The organism is Desulfospira joergensenii DSM 10085, from assembly GCF_000420085.1.
GTDB lineage: Bacteria > Desulfobacterota > Desulfobacteria > Desulfobacterales > Desulfobacteraceae > Desulfospira > Desulfospira joergensenii.
Map to the genome: position 1 here is coordinate 1,056,147 of NZ_ATUG01000003.1, position 15,443 is coordinate 1,071,589.

The 15,443-nt window shown below is 48.8% G+C and carries 11 protein-coding genes and 1 riboswitch; of the genes, 7 read left to right on the forward strand and 4 right to left on the reverse strand.

The window, feature by feature from the left end:
• The first annotated feature begins 68 nt into the window (after positions 1 to 68).
• Entirely contained in the window at positions 69 to 533 is a 465-nt protein-coding gene (locus tag F608_RS0129060; RefSeq protein ID WP_022669271.1) for a DUF1801 domain-containing protein, read from the forward strand.
• Between the two features lie 270 nt (positions 534 to 803).
• On the opposite strand, the gene F608_RS33870 is transcribed toward F608_RS0129060, so the two are convergent.
• The 4 genes from F608_RS33870 to F608_RS35485 form a co-directional block, all read right to left on the reverse strand.
• Positions 804 to 3,041, reverse strand: a complete 2,238-nt coding sequence (locus F608_RS33870) for an ATP-binding protein (protein ID WP_161626908.1) — start codon at positions 3,039 to 3,041, stop codon at positions 804 to 806.
• 107 nt (positions 3,042 to 3,148) lie between these two features.
• Positions 3,149 to 3,925: a type 2 periplasmic-binding domain-containing protein gene (locus F608_RS33875; protein WP_022669273.1), complete on the reverse strand. Its 777-nt coding sequence runs from the start codon at positions 3,923 to 3,925 to the stop codon at positions 3,149 to 3,151.
• A 92-nt stretch (positions 3,926 to 4,017) separates the two neighbouring features.
• On the reverse strand, positions 4,018 to 5,763 hold the full coding sequence (locus F608_RS0129075; RefSeq protein ID WP_022669274.1) for a GGDEF domain-containing protein: 1,746 nt from the start codon (positions 5,761 to 5,763) through the stop codon (positions 4,018 to 4,020).
• Between the two features lie 364 nt (positions 5,764 to 6,127).
• Complete coding sequence (locus F608_RS35485; RefSeq protein ID WP_022669275.1) at positions 6,128 to 8,296, reverse strand: methyl-accepting chemotaxis protein; 2,169 nt, start codon at positions 8,294 to 8,296, stop codon at positions 6,128 to 6,130.
• A 357-nt stretch (positions 8,297 to 8,653) separates the two neighbouring features.
• Here F608_RS35485 and F608_RS0129090 point away from each other — a divergent pair, with 357 nt between their 5' ends.
• The 6 genes from F608_RS0129090 to F608_RS0129125 all read left to right on the forward strand — a co-directional run bounded on the left by F608_RS0129090 (position 8,654) and on the right by F608_RS0129125 (position 15,438).
• Positions 8,654 to 9,472: an SIR2 family NAD-dependent protein deacylase gene (locus F608_RS0129090; protein WP_022669276.1), complete on the forward strand. Its 819-nt coding sequence runs from the start codon at positions 8,654 to 8,656 to the stop codon at positions 9,470 to 9,472.
• 101 nt (positions 9,473 to 9,573) lie between these two features.
• On the forward strand, positions 9,574 to 9,990 hold the full coding sequence (locus F608_RS0129095) for a MarR family winged helix-turn-helix transcriptional regulator (RefSeq protein ID WP_161626909.1): 417 nt from the start codon (positions 9,574 to 9,576) through the stop codon (positions 9,988 to 9,990).
• A 61-nt stretch (positions 9,991 to 10,051) separates the two neighbouring features.
• Positions 10,052 to 10,507, forward strand: a complete 456-nt coding sequence (locus F608_RS0129100) for a PaaI family thioesterase (protein ID WP_022669279.1) — start codon at positions 10,052 to 10,054, stop codon at positions 10,505 to 10,507.
• Between the two features lie 126 nt (positions 10,508 to 10,633).
• Positions 10,634 to 11,605 (forward strand): NAD(P)H-dependent flavin oxidoreductase, encoded by a 972-nt coding sequence (locus tag F608_RS0129105; protein WP_022669280.1) that lies wholly within the window; start codon positions 10,634 to 10,636, stop codon positions 11,603 to 11,605.
• Between the two features lie 453 nt (positions 11,606 to 12,058).
• A riboswitch (cobalamin riboswitch) is annotated at positions 12,059 to 12,278 on the forward strand.
• 74 nt (positions 12,279 to 12,352) lie between these two features.
• On the forward strand, positions 12,353 to 13,912 hold the full coding sequence (locus tag F608_RS33885; RefSeq protein WP_022669284.1) for a sodium:solute symporter family protein: 1,560 nt from the start codon (positions 12,353 to 12,355) through the stop codon (positions 13,910 to 13,912).
• Positions 13,912 to 15,438 carry a DUF2284 domain-containing protein gene (locus F608_RS0129125; RefSeq protein ID WP_022669285.1) on the forward strand — a complete coding sequence of 509 codons (1,527 nt, stop codon included), beginning with the start codon at positions 13,912 to 13,914 and terminating at the stop codon, positions 15,436 to 15,438. The genes F608_RS33885 and F608_RS0129125 overlap by 1 nt, the downstream gene beginning before the upstream one ends.
• Positions 15,439 to 15,443: the final 5 nt, after the last annotated feature.

Genomic DNA, 15,443 nt, shown 5'->3' on the forward strand with positions numbered 1-15,443 from the left:
CACGGACACAAAAAAACAGATATTGGTCCAATCCGTTTAAAAACGTGCAGCAACATAATTACTGTTATATGAAAAAATATGTAGAAATGGAAATAAAACCAGAAGTCGCTGCTGTATTCGATTCATATCCAGTTAAATTCAAAAGGAAGTTATTGATTTTGAGGAATCTCATACTTGATACAGCATCTGAAATTGAGAGTGTTGGAGAGATAGAAGAAACTCTGAAATGGGGAGAACCAAGTTATTTAACACCCAAGTCAAAAAGTGGAAGCACTATCAGAATAGCGTGGAAAGAAGCAAAGAAAGATCAATACTCAATATTCTTCAAATGTACAGCGGATTTGGTTCCAGCTATGAAGGAAAGATATTCAGACAAATTTATTTTTGGAGGTAAAAGAAGTATCGATTTTAAATTAAATGATAAGATTCCTAAAAAGGAACTGAAACAGTGTATTGCGTTGGCCTTAACTTACCATCGCAATAAAAAACTCGAACCTACCGCAAGGTGGAAAATGATAGAAAAAATCATATAATAAAAGTTTCAACGCGACATCAAGCGCTATCCTGTTTATAACCCCACATTATGTCTATCAAAGCTCAGATTTTCAATTTTAGCTCCATCACTACATCTGGGGATTGCCACTTCCCGATGAGGATTCAATTCTATACATTATTTTCCGCCCTATTCGATCGCCTAACAGGAACCCAGCAAATTAAGGTCTAATAAATTTACTCCCCTGGAACATACTTTTGAGAACCGATATAAATCCTGGTCCCTCGATCAATTTATTGGCAATTTAATCCTAGTTTATGTCCAGTATCTCCCTAATTTTAACGGACAGATCCTGCTTTGAAAAAGGTTTGTTTATGAAATTCAATCCCTCATCCAACACCCCCCTATGGGCAATGACATTGGCTGTATAGCCCGATGTAAACAGGCATTTTATTTCAGGGGATGATTTTAAAATCGTTTCGGCAAGTTCGCGTCCATTCATGGAAGGCATAACAACATCGGTCATCAATAGATGGATTTGTGTTTCTGATCTGTTGCTGATTTCTATGGCTTTACCCGGCGTATTGGCTGCCAATACTTTGTAGCCCAGTCGTTCCAACATCATTTTGGTCATTTTTAAAATTGAATTTTCATCTTCGACCAGGAGTATTGTTTCAGATCCTTTTTGAGGTTTTTCTTTCGCTATTGCAGCTCCCTCTATTCGGGGAGCCTTGTATCTTGGTAAATATATTTTAAAAGTAGTTCCTTCTCCGGGTTCACTATACACATTTATAAACCCCTTGTTTTGTTTTACAATGCCATAGACGGTTGCCAAACCCAGGCCGGTTCCCTCCCCTATTTTTTTTGTGGTGAAGAAAGGTTCAAACAGATTCTCAATAGTTGCTTTATCCATCCCGCAGCCATTGTCGCTGATTCCTATCAAAACATAATCTCCAGGTTTAAATCCCTGGTGTTCTCTGCAATAATTTTCATCAAAATGAGCGTTGCCCGTTTCTATGGTCACCTTACCCACATCCGCTATTGCATCCCTCGCATTTACACATAGATTGGCCAGCATCTGATCTATCTGGGAAGGATCAATTTTAACAGACCATATGTCTTTGTTAGGACACCACGATAAATCAATATCTTCTCCAATTAACCGTTCCAACATTTTCAGCATGCCCTTGATGGCCCTATTCAGATTAATGATTTTGGGGGAAATCGTCTGCTTTCGTGCAAAGGCTAAGAGTTGCCGTGTGAGATTTGCAGATCGTTCAGCTGCTTTTTGAATTTCTTTCACATTTGAAAGGACTTGGTAATTCAATTCCAACTCTTCTAAAAGGATTTCCGAATTCCCCAAAATGATGCTGAGCATATTATTGAAATCATGGGCAACCCCACCGGCAAGTCTGCCAATTGATTCCAGTTTTTGGGCCTGTTGAAGCTGCTTTTCAAGTTTTTCTTTTTCCAGGAGTGCGGCTTCACGGTGAGTAATGTCATTTATTATTATCAGACCGATTTCATCCAGCGGAACCATATTAAATTCACAGGTCCTTTTTAATCCCTCCTTTGTCGTCAGCTCCCATGTTTGCATTGCAATATCTTTTTTATTTTTTTGGGCAAGTTCAACTGCATCTGTCCAGGATTGTTGAACCTTTTCCCGATAAGCCTTGTCTGGATAGGCTGTTTTCCACCATTTTTCTGCTGATGACAAATCCTCTAGGGTATAGCCGAACAATTCAGTAAACTTATCATTTATGAATAAAACAGCCTGATTTTCATCTGTAATCACCATTGGCAGCGGCGATTTTTCTATCAATTTCCTTAACCTCTTTTCTGCTTTTTCCGCTTCCCTTTCTGCCAGTTTTATCGCCTGGATATGATCAAAAAGATTCTGATTCATGGCATTAACGGATTGAACCAGTTGTTCCAGTTCATCTTGTTTTCTTGGTTGTTTCCGTTGCAGTTTCAAAGGAGTATATAATTCTTCGAAATTTAGTTTTTTTACATAGCCGGCCATAAAAACCAGGTGTCTGCCAACAAGAATATAAAAAAGGAAAAAGATAAAGGCTGATACAAGAAAGGTCTTTACGGCCTGTGTGGTAAAAATGATAAGGATCCTGTTCAATAACCGCGTATAGACGCCTTTCAGGCTTGCAACAGCTGTCAGGACGCCCAGATCATTGTCTTGCCCTTTATAGGTGTGAATAAGCTTAAATTCATGTTGAATCGTCTTGTCCGGCTCAGGGGTTCCGGCGGAGCTGAAAACTTGTCTGCTCTGTCGAATTTCAAGGTATTGAATATCCGGTAACTGTAAAATGCCGTTGAGCAAGATATCGGCCTGTTGTTTGTCTATGGCCCACAGGCTGGAGCTCAGGCTTTGCAGATAGCTTGATTCAATTTGTTGAAAGGTTTTTTGTATGGACTTTATATCGCTGGAATATTCAACATAAAGTTGCAGAGAAGTTCCCAGAAAAGTTACGACCGAACTAAACAGAAGAATATAGATAATTAATCTGCGGCCGACGCTATTCTTAAACTCCATTAAGTTCCTAGTCTTTAAAAACATTATTCAATCTTTTGCAAAATGCGAAATTACGGCACAATATGTTTCTCCCTAAAATCAAAAATATCGACAGATGCCATATGTTTTTAATAATCCGATAAATCAATTTTATCGAAATACTCTGTTTTTAACGCATGAATCTCAAGCTTTTTATCTGCCAGAAATTGATTGAATACTTTGATCAGTTCAGGGTGTTTGATTGTTGAGAGGACAAAAAAGGACTTTGAGTAAGGTAAGCCGGGATCAAATACAAGGGCATCCGGTTGTTTGAGAATTTCGCGCAATTGGTATGAAGCGACATTTATATCAAGATAAACCGCATCAATCCGCCCGAGAATGGCTTGCTTCAACAAGCTGTCAAAATGTTGATTCGGATGGATCCTCATCTTTCCGGCTTTTATGAAATCCATAAAGGGCAGAGGTGTAAAACCTAAAATCGCGCCAAGATCTTTCACTTTTTCAACGCCAAAACCCTTTTTTTCAGGAAGCACCACGGCACCCGCTATATATTCCTCTACAATATCACTATAGACAACCGATTTTCCTTTTTTAATGTCAATATGCCAGCGGGGGTTATCAGGATATTTGAAATCTATTTTCTTTTCAACGAGCTCTGAAAATAATCGATTGACTGGCAATGCCCGATATTTGAAGTGGATATCTGCATACTGAGCAAAAAGATCAAATAGTTCACGGGCAAAACCAACATAGACAGAGCCATCTATTGTATAGTGTGGAAGATATTTAATATTTTCAACTCCGATAATATATGTATCGGTTTTCTTCCCGGCAAAGGAATGACCCGTCGTTATGAATATAAAGATAAGAGCAAGCGTGGTATGTAAAATAAAAGACTTTTTCATAAAAAGAGATTCTGCGCGATGATATGGTTTGAGACTGTTTATCATCTATCAGAAAAAACGATAAATTTCTAACTAAATTTATCGTTTTGTTTCTAGGAAGAGTGGGTATAGGCCCGGAAACAATTGCGGCCCGAAGCTTTTGCCTCATAGAGAGCCTGATCTGCCTTCTGCAGCAGGCTGTCCGGTTTTTGGCCTTCCATGGATATACAACCGCCGACGCTGACGGTCAGTGAAAACTCTTTCTGATCAAAGGGGTGGGCAGCCACGACTGAGCAGAGGCGATTCCCCAGCCTGGCCAGGGTATCGGAATCAGCCGGCTGGAGAAGCACCAGAAATTCATCCCCGCCCCAGCGGGCAGCCAAATCATAGGAACGGATCGTGGCCTGGATAATTTTTGCTACTGCTTTCAGGGCCTCATCCCCGACGGCATGGCCATGGGTGTCATTGATCTCCTTGAACCAGTCAATATCCAGCCAGAGCAGACCCAGCTGACTCTTTTCCCGCTGGGCCCGATTGATCCCGGCTTTCAACCGCTCGGTCATCCCGCGCCGATTCAGCAATTCCGTCAGGGGATCCACCTGTGCCAGGCGTTCAAGGGCAGCCGTTCTATCCTGAACTTTTTTCTCAAGATCCCGTCGGGAAGCCAACACGGTCTGTGCCATCTGCATGAAACGGCTGATCAGGCGGCCCACCTCACCCCGCGCCCCCTTTTGGATCTGTCCGGCCGGGTTCCGGCCCTTCTCGATTTGCCCCATGGCCTGGTCAAGTTGACTGAGGGGATTCAGAACAAGCCGGTTCAAGGCGAAGTTGAACAGGACCAGGGCAATCAGCAGGGTCACAATATAGACCAGCAATATGGTTGAAAAATAGGAAATCGGCAATACGATATCCAGATCGATTAAAGTGATTTCATGCCAGTCGATTTCGGGAAGATATACGATTCCGGCAAGGTGACGGTGACCGCTGACATCCACAAAGGTGGTGGCCACCTTTTTTTTTCCGGACTCAAGCTCCTTCATGGCGGCATAGACAGCGGTTTTATCCTCGGTTTTCGAAAAGATCAGATCAAGGGTCTTATGGGTCCCCTCTTTTTTACTGATGGAGCTGAAGTCGATTAATCTCTTATCCCGATGGAGCTGAATGGCACCGGAATGATCGACGAATAAGCTGGTGATGCCGGGCTCGCTCTCCTCGACTACGTTATTCAAAAACTCTGTCAGATCAAATCCGGTGCCGGCCATCCCCAGGATATCGTTCCCGTCCCGTATCAATATATCGATCCAGAGTTTGGTGATTCCCAGTTCAATATCCGGGTTGACATTGATGTGGATGTCCCGTTTTTGCCGTATTAAATCGTAAAACCAGCTGTCTGCCTTATTTTCGGGATCAAGGGTGTAGCGGTATTCTTTTCCTGCGTATTCATTGGCTGCATTGTTGTGGTAGTAGCGGCCATTGCTCAGGAATGCCACAAAGTAGCTTTGATCCTGAAAATTCTGTCGATAGGTTTCCAATTCCATGAGGGCTTTTTTTGTCAGATTCGGGTCATCCGGACGGCGTGCCCAGTCCCTGATAAACTGGGAAGTGGCCAGCTGCCGGGACAGGGCAACCTCACGCAGAATCGGCTGAATCGTACGGCTCTTGTCATATAAGGCCTGCTTGGTGATAAAGCGGGGGGCCCATTCTTCAATAATGCCTTCGGCCAAAGTACGGACGGACCATGAAACCGCGGCGGCAGACGCAATGAACAGCATGGCCGTAAGAAGCATGAAACTGGGTTTAAGATTCATCCGGCTGTCGGGCTTTAATGAGAAAAACCTGCCTTTGATAAACTTGATCATACTTTTAAAAGATCCTTTGCTTTTCCCCTGTCAAATCAGATGACACGAAACCATTTCCATGGATATTCCTGGCCGGTCTATCCTCATTTTTTTCTCCTGATCAGGACAGGCCCAAACTTATTTTCAGCCCTCTTTACCCCGGAACAGCTTCTTTATCCGAATCCAGACAGTTTATTGCTGTCTGGACTATTGTGGATTGAGTTGTAAATTCATCTGGAAGTGATAGCATTCCCGGACGGGAAATGTCCATAGGAAGGTGACTGCCTTTATCAGATCTGAAAATGATGTTTTTTGGACCTCAGACAAGCCCATTTCAATTTATGGACATGTCCAATCACTAGGATAAGCGGGCTAAGGAAGGGATCTATACGGAGTCTGCATCCCTTACCGACACCTTGAAAACGGAGATCATCTTTTTCAGTTTTAAGGAAAGATCTGCAAGATCCCGTGCACTTTGATCCATATGGGAGCTTCTTTCAGACATCTCTTCCGACACTGAACTCACGGTAAAAACATCCTGGGCAATACCTGAGGAAACCTGGGAGGCCTGGGATACATTCTCATTGACTTCGCCGATTCCCAGGGATGCCTGCTCCACATTGACAGCAACCTCGGAGGCCGTGGAAGACTGCTCTTCCACGGCGGCAGCAATCTGATTTACGATCTCTTTCACCTCGGACATGACACTGGAAATCTCTCCCACGTCTTTGACCGTATCAGAGGTTGAATTCTGGATGGCCTCGATCTTCTCTTTTATGTCTTCCGTGGCACTGGAGGTCTGGCCGGCAAGATTTTTTATTTCCGATGCCACCACCCCGAACCCTTTCCCGGCTTCCCCGGCCCTTGCCGCCTCAATGGCGGCATTCAGGGCCAGCAGATTGATCTGCTCGGCAATATCGGTGATTGCCTCGGTAACCTTGGAGATCTCTTTGGCTGCATTGCCCAGGCGGATCACCCGGTTCGATGCCGTATCCACCTGTTCCGAGGCGGTATCGGAAACGGCCCGGGCCTTTTCACAGCCTATGGAAACCTCCCCCAGGGCCGACTTCATCCGGGAGGCCGAGTCGGAGACCCTTGCGATATTGGTGGATGCCTGTTCACTTGCCGCTGCAATGGAGTTCATATTTGAACTCATCTCCTCGGATGCGGCGGCCACGGTATTGGCCCTGCCGGAAAGATCTTCAGTGCCCTTGGACATCTGCCCGGAAACCGAAAGCAGTTCTCCTGAGGTTTGCGTGACCGTTTCTGCATTGGCGCCGATATCCAGGATAATATCGTTGAGGCGTTGAATAAAAATATTAAACCAATGCCCCAGAACCCCGATCTCATTTTTTGCCCGCTCATCCAGCCTCAGGGTGAGATCCCCTTCCCCCCGGGCAATATCCTTTAACATGAAGATGGCTTTCTTAACCGGGCCTGTGATGATCCCGGAGACAAAGATCCCGATGAAAACGGCCAGAACAATGGCGATAATCGCCAGAACGATCTGGAAAATTTTCCACTGCCCGATGATTTTTCCGCTGGAATCCATGGTATCCGTGACACGGTCGGTCAGGTTTGCCCCATCGGAGAGAACCTCTTTTTCAACCTGATCTATGAGCAAGACGATATTGCCTGTTTTCTCCGTCAAATTCTCCTGGGCATCCATTTCATTTTTTTTGGCCTGGATCATGGTGTCAAAGGAGCCGGAAAATAATTTTAAATTTTCAATTATCTCCTCTGTGGTCCGGTCATCGGGCAGTTCGGCCAGTTCACTGTTGATATTTCCTTTTAATATCAGAATTTTCTCCGAGGCCTGGTCCAGAGATGCTTGATCAGGTGCATTGATGATCTCATTCATAAAAAACAATTGCCGGTTTGCCATGGACTGCACAGACATGGCCGCCCGAACAGCCGATATGGACATCTCAGAGACCATCATGAGCTCATCCATATAATCGATGATCCCGGCATCTGAAAGCGTCTTTTCCAGATTTTCAATTTTTTCTGAAACCGGGTTTCTATTCAGCAGCACCTTGCCGAACCCGGTTTTAATGGCCTCGGTCTCCTTTTCAATGGAATCAATGGATTCCGCTACGGAAGTTTTTGCACAATCAATGGTCAGCCGGGTAATGGTTTCAAGGGTAACCCTGTTCTTCTCCATCATCCCGTTAAGCTCGGTCAGGGCTGAAATCTGCTTTTCCTTTACAGATGCCAGTTCTTTTACAGCCCCGTAAATCTCCTGGATCCCCGGGTCTGTTTTTTCCCCGGTTTTTTCAAGGGAATCCATATCCGATGTCTGGGAGTTCAACTCTTCAGGGGAGCGGGTCTTGATAATCCCGTCAATTAATTTTCGAACCGGGACCAACTGCTGGATGCGGTTGTTCTGGGTGTCAACGTTTTGGGTTACATTGCGGGCGGTGTCATTCATGGCGGTTTCGATCTGGGTAAGGGAAAAAATACCTGCACCCCCTGAGAATCCGGTCAGAAGCGCGCAGAGCAAAAAACCGCCGATGAGCAGCGCCTTTAGCGATATTCTTGAAAAGACTGACATAAGCTCTCCATTCCTTTTAAAGCAGAACAGCACCAATATTCGGACCATTAAAGGAAATATCCTTCCCATGGCTCTTACAATGCCGCGCTCTTTTTACATCATGACGAACCGTCGTAACCTTTATTTTTCGTATTTACCCGGGGTGAAGCCCTCCTCCATATTAAGCAGATGTATTCATAAAATAAAAGCAGAATTTTTTTTAACGGCTGAAGATAGGGATTGGGTCAAAAAATTTTTCCGGGAATGTCCGGGTCGCACCTCCTGCCCCTTTCCTTGACCCAATCCTTTGAATCGGACATAATGAAAATGAATCATATTCCACACAAGCTAAACCGCCGGGGCAAAGGAGGTGACAGGATGAAACCCAAGACCCTTTTAAAAGAATTTAAAGACGGGGAAGGCCGGATAACGGTTCTCACAGGTGCGGGAATTTCAGCGGAAAGCGGGATCCCCACCTTCAGGGGACCCGAAGGATACTGGACCGTGGGTTCCAAAGAGTACCGTCCCGAAGAGATGGCCACCCTGGCCATGTTTACCCGGGACCCTTGGGAGGTCTGGGCCTGGTATCTCTATCGCTGGACAGTCTGTAAAAATGCCGGTCCCAATGCAGGTCACCGGGCTGTGGTTGAGATGGAAAAGATATTCAAAAACCGGTTCCGTCTTGTAACCCAGAACGTAGACGGCCTCCATCTCCGGGCCGGGAACAGCCGGGACAGAACCTTTCAGATCCACGGCAACCTTCACTTCGTGAGATGCACCCGGGGCTGCACCTTTGATCTTTTTCCCTTTCCCAAAGGGATTTCCGATAAAGGGAAAAACCAGCCCGTCACCCCGGAGGAAAAGGCTCTGCTGACCTGCCCCGGCTGCGGAGGACCGACCCGGCCCCATGTGCTCTGGTTTGACGAATGTTATAATGAAATTCATTTCAGGGCTGAATCTGCCATGGCCTGGGCCGCGACCACAGAACTTCTCCTGGTGGTGGGCACGGCCGGCGCCACCAACCTGCCCATGCAGATCGGCGGCATGATCGCCAGAAACCCCAAGGCCGTTCTCATCGATATCAATCCTTCGGACAACCCCTTCCGCCGGCTGGCCCAGAACCATAAGCGGGGACTTGTTTTTGACGGCCCCGGAAGCAGACATCTCGCAGATATTCTTTCGATCTGGAAAGATTGATCGATTACTTCAAACTTTGCCCCGGGTTATCTGTCCAATCCGGCCTTGACAAGGCCTGATAACTATTATAATTAGTTTGTATGCAAATTAATAAACATGCCATGAGACCTATAAAAACAGAAGATTGTATTTTTTTTCAACTCTCCCGGGTCAGCCGGGCCGGGGCCAGGCATTGGAAAAAAAAGGTGGCTGAATTCGGTGTTACCTCAGCCCAGGCCCTGACGCTTATGTTTTTATCGGAAGAGGATCAGATCACCTCCAGGGATCTGGGATCAAAGATCGAATTTGACAGTGCCACCTTGACCGGGCTGCTGGACCGGCTGGAAAACGGAAACTTCATCGAAAAAAAGAGCAATCCCGGGGACGGACGGGCCATTCTCATCTGCCTCACACCCAAAGGCCGGGACACGGCGGATCAGATCAGGGAAATGGTTGAACCGGCAAATCAGACCTTTTTATCCGGTTTGACCCTTGAGGAGGGGTTGATCTTACGATCTTTGCTGAAAAAAGTGGTCTAAAGGGGGAAAATTATAACTTGCATACAATTAAAATTCATACAAAAAACCCCGGGAGAAAAATATGAGAAAACCAAATCCCGAGTATATAGATGCGTTGAAACTTGTAGTAAAAAACAGTCCCTACCCCAGACACATGGCCATGGAACTGGACCGGATCGGATTGGAGAGCTGTGATCTTGTCCTGGACCTGGCCCAATGCCATCTCCAGCCCTTTGGCATTGTCCACGGAGGGGTCATTGCCACCCTCATCGATACGGCGACCTTCTGGGCCGCGTTTTTAAGACTTCCCCAGGATACGGGCCTGGTGAATGTGGATTTAAAGCTCAATTACCTGGGCCCGGTCACCCGGGGGAAATTACGGGCAAAAGGACTCTGCCTCAGGCCGGGCCGCTCCATCAGCTATTCCGAGGCAAAGGTGTTTGATGAGAAGAAAACCCTCATTGCCCACGGGACCTCCACACTCATGGCCCTGCCTGGAAAAGGGCTTGCCATGGATATACCCAAATTTATAGAATAGACAATTGAGAACCACCTTTATCGAATATGGACGGATGGTCATACGCCAAGGTTAAAATAGGGAGCCCATTGCTTTTCAGGCTTTTCCAGCTGATATAGCCTTCCCCGCTCCCATTCCGGAGGAAAGATGAAAACACGAATTACAGAGTTGTTCAAAATCCAGCACCCCATCATCCAGGGGGGCATGCACTACGTAGGGTTTGCGGAACTGGCCGCAGCCGTGTCCGATGCCGGGGGGCTGGGCATCATCACCGGTCTGACCCAGAAAACCCCGGAAGATCTTGCCGGGGAAATCCTGAGATGCCGGGAGATGACGGACAAGCCTTTTGGGGTGAATCTGACCTTTCTGCCCACGGTCACGGCCCCGGATTATCCCGGGTATATCCAGGCCATCATCGAGACCGGGGTAAAGATCGTGGAAACCGCGGGCCGGAATCCGGAACCCTATCTGCCGTTCTTACAAAAGGCAGGGATAAAGGTCATCCACAAGTGCACCTCGGTCCGCCATGCCTTGAAGGCCGAGAAAATCGGCTGCGATGCCGTGTCCGTGGACGGATTTGAATGCGGGGGACATCCCGGGGAAGATGACATTCCCAATATGATCCTTCTGCCCCGGGCTGCCGATGAGCTGAAAATCCCCTTTGTGGCCTCCGGCGGCATGGCCGATGCCAGAAGCCTGGTGGCCTCCCTTTCCCTGGGTGCGGAAGGCATCAACATGGGCACCCGGTTCATCGCCACCAAAGAAGCCCCGGTGCATGAAAAGGTCAAACAGGCTATTTTATCGGCCAGGGAAACGGACACCCGCCTGGTCATGCGGCCCCTGGGAAATACCGAACGGGTTCTCAACAACCCGGCCGTGGAAAGGCTGTTGGAAAAAGAAGCCGCCCTGGGCAAGAATCTCCGGTTCGAAGATATTATTGATGAAGTGGCCGGGGTTTACCCCAGGATCATGAAGGAGGGACTTGTGGAAACAGGGGTATGGTCCTGCGGCATGGTGGCCGGCCTGATCCATGATATCCCCACCTGCAGGGAACTCATCGACCGGATCATGTCCCAGGCCGAAGATTTGATTGAAAACCGCCTGCAAAAAATGCTTTGACAACCTCCATAATCTGAAAGAAGGCGGGTTTAACCTCGATTTTTGAATGGGAACGCGGCTCTGGCAGACAACCGCTTTTGGTTTTGACCTTTTAACTTTGTGCTTCTTTCAAATAAAGGGGAAAAAGATCCAAAGATATCAACAGACAAAGGAGAAAAGATAATGGCTGGACATATGTGCGAAAACTGCCGGTTCCGGGCAAAGTATGATAAAAATCCAAGCTCTTTACTGGGCAGATTCTGGAGGTGGCATGCGGGATGGTGTCCCGGCTTCCGGCGATACATTACTTCCCTGCCGGATCAACAGAGAATTGAGCTGGCTGAAAAGTACAGATTAACCCGGTATTGCTAAGCCGGGCAAGGCTTTTCAAAACAACAACTCTCTTTGCATCTGGGAAGGTTCCGATTTTTCACTTCAGACGGATTGAAACCTTTTTTCCCATGTGCTACATAATCATGGTTTCCTGCCTGTGATTCACATTCAGGGAGGAGACCGGAATCTGCTTTTTTCTGAGGGAACCCGGTGAAAATCCGGGGCGGACCCGCCGCTGTAAGTGGGGACAAAAGCCGCAGAAGGTCACTGTGCCGTAAGTTTTCAATTTCGAAGCGGCATGGGAAGACGCGGTGATTAGGATGATCCACGAGCCAGAACATCTCATGGGAAAAGCCTGAAATAAACTTCTCGGAGAGACGGTAAATCCCCGGGCTGATAAAGTGTCGGCTCCTGGATGCCGGCCGGGAGGTTTTTATGAATGCCTTTCATCTTTTTCTGCTGGTTCTGTTCGTCTACCTGTCTTTTCTGATTCTGACAGGACTCTATTTTAACAAAAGACAGGTTTCCCAGACCGATTTCTGGCTGGCCGGAAAATCCGCCGGGGTTTTCTCCCTGGGATTTTCAGCGGCTGCCTCTTGGCTGACGGCAGGAGCCCTCCTTGCCGTAATCGGATTCTTTATCCTCTTGGGTACGGGGTCTGTGTGGGGATTTGTGGCCCCCAATATCCTGGCCCTCTTCATCATCGGACTCTTTGTCAAAAAGATCAAAGCCCTGCCCGCCGTGACCCAGCCCGAGCTTCTGGAACTCCGGTACGGCCGTTTTTTACGTCTGCCCGTGGCCCTGATCATCACCGTGGTCATGATCCTCTTCGCCATTGCAGACATCAAGGGATTTGCCATGGTGCTGGAGATCTTTTACAATGTCAGCCCGGTCTATTCCGCCCTGATCGTGGGCCTGGCCGTTGCCGCCTATGTGACCCTGGGAGGACTGTCCGCCGTCATTGCCACGGATATGGTCCAGTTCATCTGCCTGGCTCTTTTCATCCTGGTCATGACCGTTGCCGTGCTTTCCGGCGCCGGCAGTACATCGGGCCTGTCCCTGGGACAGATCCTGGCTGCTCCCTCTCCGGGCTGGTGGAATCCGCTCTCCATAGGGCTTCCCATGGTATTGATCTTTGTGCTGGCCATTGTGCCGGGCTGGATCTCGGAACAGGATCCCTGGCAGAGGGTCTGGGCAGCCAGGGACGAAAAATCGGCCCGGAACGGAATGTTCCTGGGATCTTTTTTCGTGGCCCTGGTTTTCGGGGGATGCGCCCTCATCGCCCTGGGCCTTAACCGGATCTATCCTGAAATTGCCGGGGCAGGCTTTCCCATGGGAATGGCAAAGGCAGAGCCCGCCCTTCTCACCTTTATCATGGAGGCCAGATTCTCAGACTTGAGCCTGGCCCTTTGTGCCCTGGCCCTTGCCTCTGCGGCCATGTCCTGCACAGATACCTTTGCCGCATCCGGTGCCTCCTGCATCAGCCGGGATATTTTCCAGCGCCACCTCTACAGATCCGCCACCCCCACCCAGATCCGGATGATCAACCGGGCCAGCGTTCTCTTTATCGTGTTCCTGGCCACCCTGGGATCCTTTTTCATTACCAGCATCATCGATGCCATCCATATTGCCACATTCATTGCCTCGGCCTCCTATTTTTTCGCCCTCTTGGGCGGAATCTTCTGGAAGCGGGCCACAGGCCCCGGAGCCGTGGCCTCCATGTGGACCGGATTCATTGTCCAGACCGGACTTGTCCTGGCGGATCTTTTCAAGACCGCGCCCATGGCACCCCCCTTTCTGGAGAGTATCCATCCCCTGTTCATGGGCCACGGGGTCATCCCGGCCATGGGGATCTCAGGCCTTGTCTTTGTCGGGGTTTCCCTGGTCACAAGCCCCAGTGAAAAGGAACGTCTGGATCTGTTTTTCGGGGATGAATCCGGGGAAAATTCCAAACCCCGGATCTTTTCCTCCCCCCTGGTTCCGGAGGCTGAATAATGGGCCTGGGATTCCAGGAAATTGATCCGGCCCGGACAGGATTCCAGTTTCTGGAAGACCTGGCAACCGCCTATTGGTACTCCCAGGTTCTGTTCACCGGGATCGAACTTGAATTGTTCAAATTTCTGGAAAAGGGCATCTCCTCTCCAGAGGATCTGGCCGGGGCTGCAGACTGCAACTTCCAAGAGCTGATCCGCCTTCTCGGGGCCATGGAGCGCATGGGTCTTGTGTCCCGTCATAAAGGCCGTTTTTACAATTCCCAGACCGCCTCCCTTTTCCTGGTCCCGGGAAAAGAGGAGTATATGGGAAATTTTTTCCTCTACCGGCAGTACATCCGTCCCCATTGGGAGGATCTGACCCGGAAAGTGGCCAAAGGCGATAGACCTCTGGTTTCTCCCCCTTCCTATGAAGAGAGAAACCTGAAGTATGCGGCCTCCATGGATGTTCTGGTCCGGCAGAAGACCGGGGAAATCGCAAAGATTCTGGCCCGACAGAAGATTCAAGGACCCATCCTGGATATCGGGGGCGGAGCCGGTAGCCTGGCCCGGGCCATCCTGGGAAGATATCCGGAAGAAAAGGCAAGGGTAATGGATATCCCGGAAGTTGTCGAGGCCGGGACCCGGCTCTATCCGCACCCGGATGACTGGAAGGGAATCACCCTTGTTTCCGGAGATTTCAGGACCCATGAATTTGATGAAAAATTCGGCCTGATCTGCCTGAGCAATTTCCTCCATGCCTATGGCTCTGAGGAGGCCGAGACCCTCTTTTCCAAAGCCGTTTCTTTGCTCAAACCGGACGGGCTTGTCCTGGTCCACGACTACTTCCCGGACCGGAGGGGGAAAAATCCCCAGAAAGGGGCCCTCTACGACCTGAACATGATGCTCAACACCTATAACGGGGCCTGTCATGATTCAAAGAGAATAATCCAATGGTGTGAAAAGGCAGGCCTTACCGCAACCGGGGTCCGGGATCTTGAAACCGACACCTCTGTGATCCTGGCCCGGCAGAATGGGGCAGTGGATCTTACCCCTTCCCTTCTGCAGGATCTGGGGTTTGAACTGGGCCTTGAAGATATGATTCCCATCCAGCCAAAGGATGTGATCACCATTCCCTGGGCCCGGGAAAAATGCCGGTTCGGGTGCGACCTTTACGGAAAAGGGCTCCAATGCCCGCCCCACGGCATGGACCATGAAAAGACCCGCGCTCTTCTGGACGCCTATACTTACGGCTTCCTGGTCCGGGGAGAGCCCCCGGGAAATGAGTTTCACAGGATCCTGCTCCGCCTTGAAAAACAGGCCTTTCTGGAAGGATATCACAAGGTGTTTTCCTTTGGGGCCGGCCCCTGCCCGGTCTGCCCCCAATGCCCCGAAGACGGGCTATGCAGGAATCCGGCCCTGGCCCGGCCCTCCATGGAGGGATCTGGAATTGACGTTTTTGCCACCGCAGACCGGGCAGGCCTGCAGATCAAACCGGTCCGGGAAAAGGGGCAATACGTCACCTATATCGGCCTGGTACTTGTGGAGTGATACCT

Bases quoted from the DNA above. Each gene is read 5' to 3' on its own strand.
- F608_RS33870 (WP_161626908.1), bottom strand. From the start codon at position 3,041: ATGGAGTTTAAGAATAGCGTCGGCCGCAGATTAATTATCTATATTCTT.
- F608_RS0129095 (WP_161626909.1), top strand. From the start codon at position 9,574: ATGAGACCTATAAAAACAGAAGATTGTATTTTTTTTCAACTCTCCCGG.
- F608_RS0129100 (WP_022669279.1), top strand. From the start codon at position 10,052: ATGAGAAAACCAAATCCCGAGTATATAGATGCGTTGAAACTTGTAGTA.
- F608_RS0129090 (WP_022669276.1), top strand. From the start codon at position 8,654: ATGAAACCCAAGACCCTTTTAAAAGAATTTAAAGACGGGGAAGGCCGG.
- F608_RS0129125 (WP_022669285.1), top strand. From the start codon at position 13,912: ATGGGCCTGGGATTCCAGGAAATTGATCCGGCCCGGACAGGATTCCAG.
- F608_RS33885 (WP_022669284.1), top strand. From the start codon at position 12,353: ATGAATGCCTTTCATCTTTTTCTGCTGGTTCTGTTCGTCTACCTGTCT.
- F608_RS0129075 (WP_022669274.1), bottom strand. From the start codon at position 5,763: ATGATCAAGTTTATCAAAGGCAGGTTTTTCTCATTAAAGCCCGACAGC.
- F608_RS35485 (WP_022669275.1), bottom strand. From the start codon at position 8,296: ATGTCAGTCTTTTCAAGAATATCGCTAAAGGCGCTGCTCATCGGCGGT.
- F608_RS0129105 (WP_022669280.1), top strand. From the start codon at position 10,634: ATGAAAACACGAATTACAGAGTTGTTCAAAATCCAGCACCCCATCATC.
- F608_RS0129060 (WP_022669271.1), top strand. From the start codon at position 69: ATGAAAAAATATGTAGAAATGGAAATAAAACCAGAAGTCGCTGCTGTA.
- F608_RS33875 (WP_022669273.1), bottom strand. From the start codon at position 3,925: ATGAAAAAGTCTTTTATTTTACATACCACGCTTGCTCTTATCTTTATA.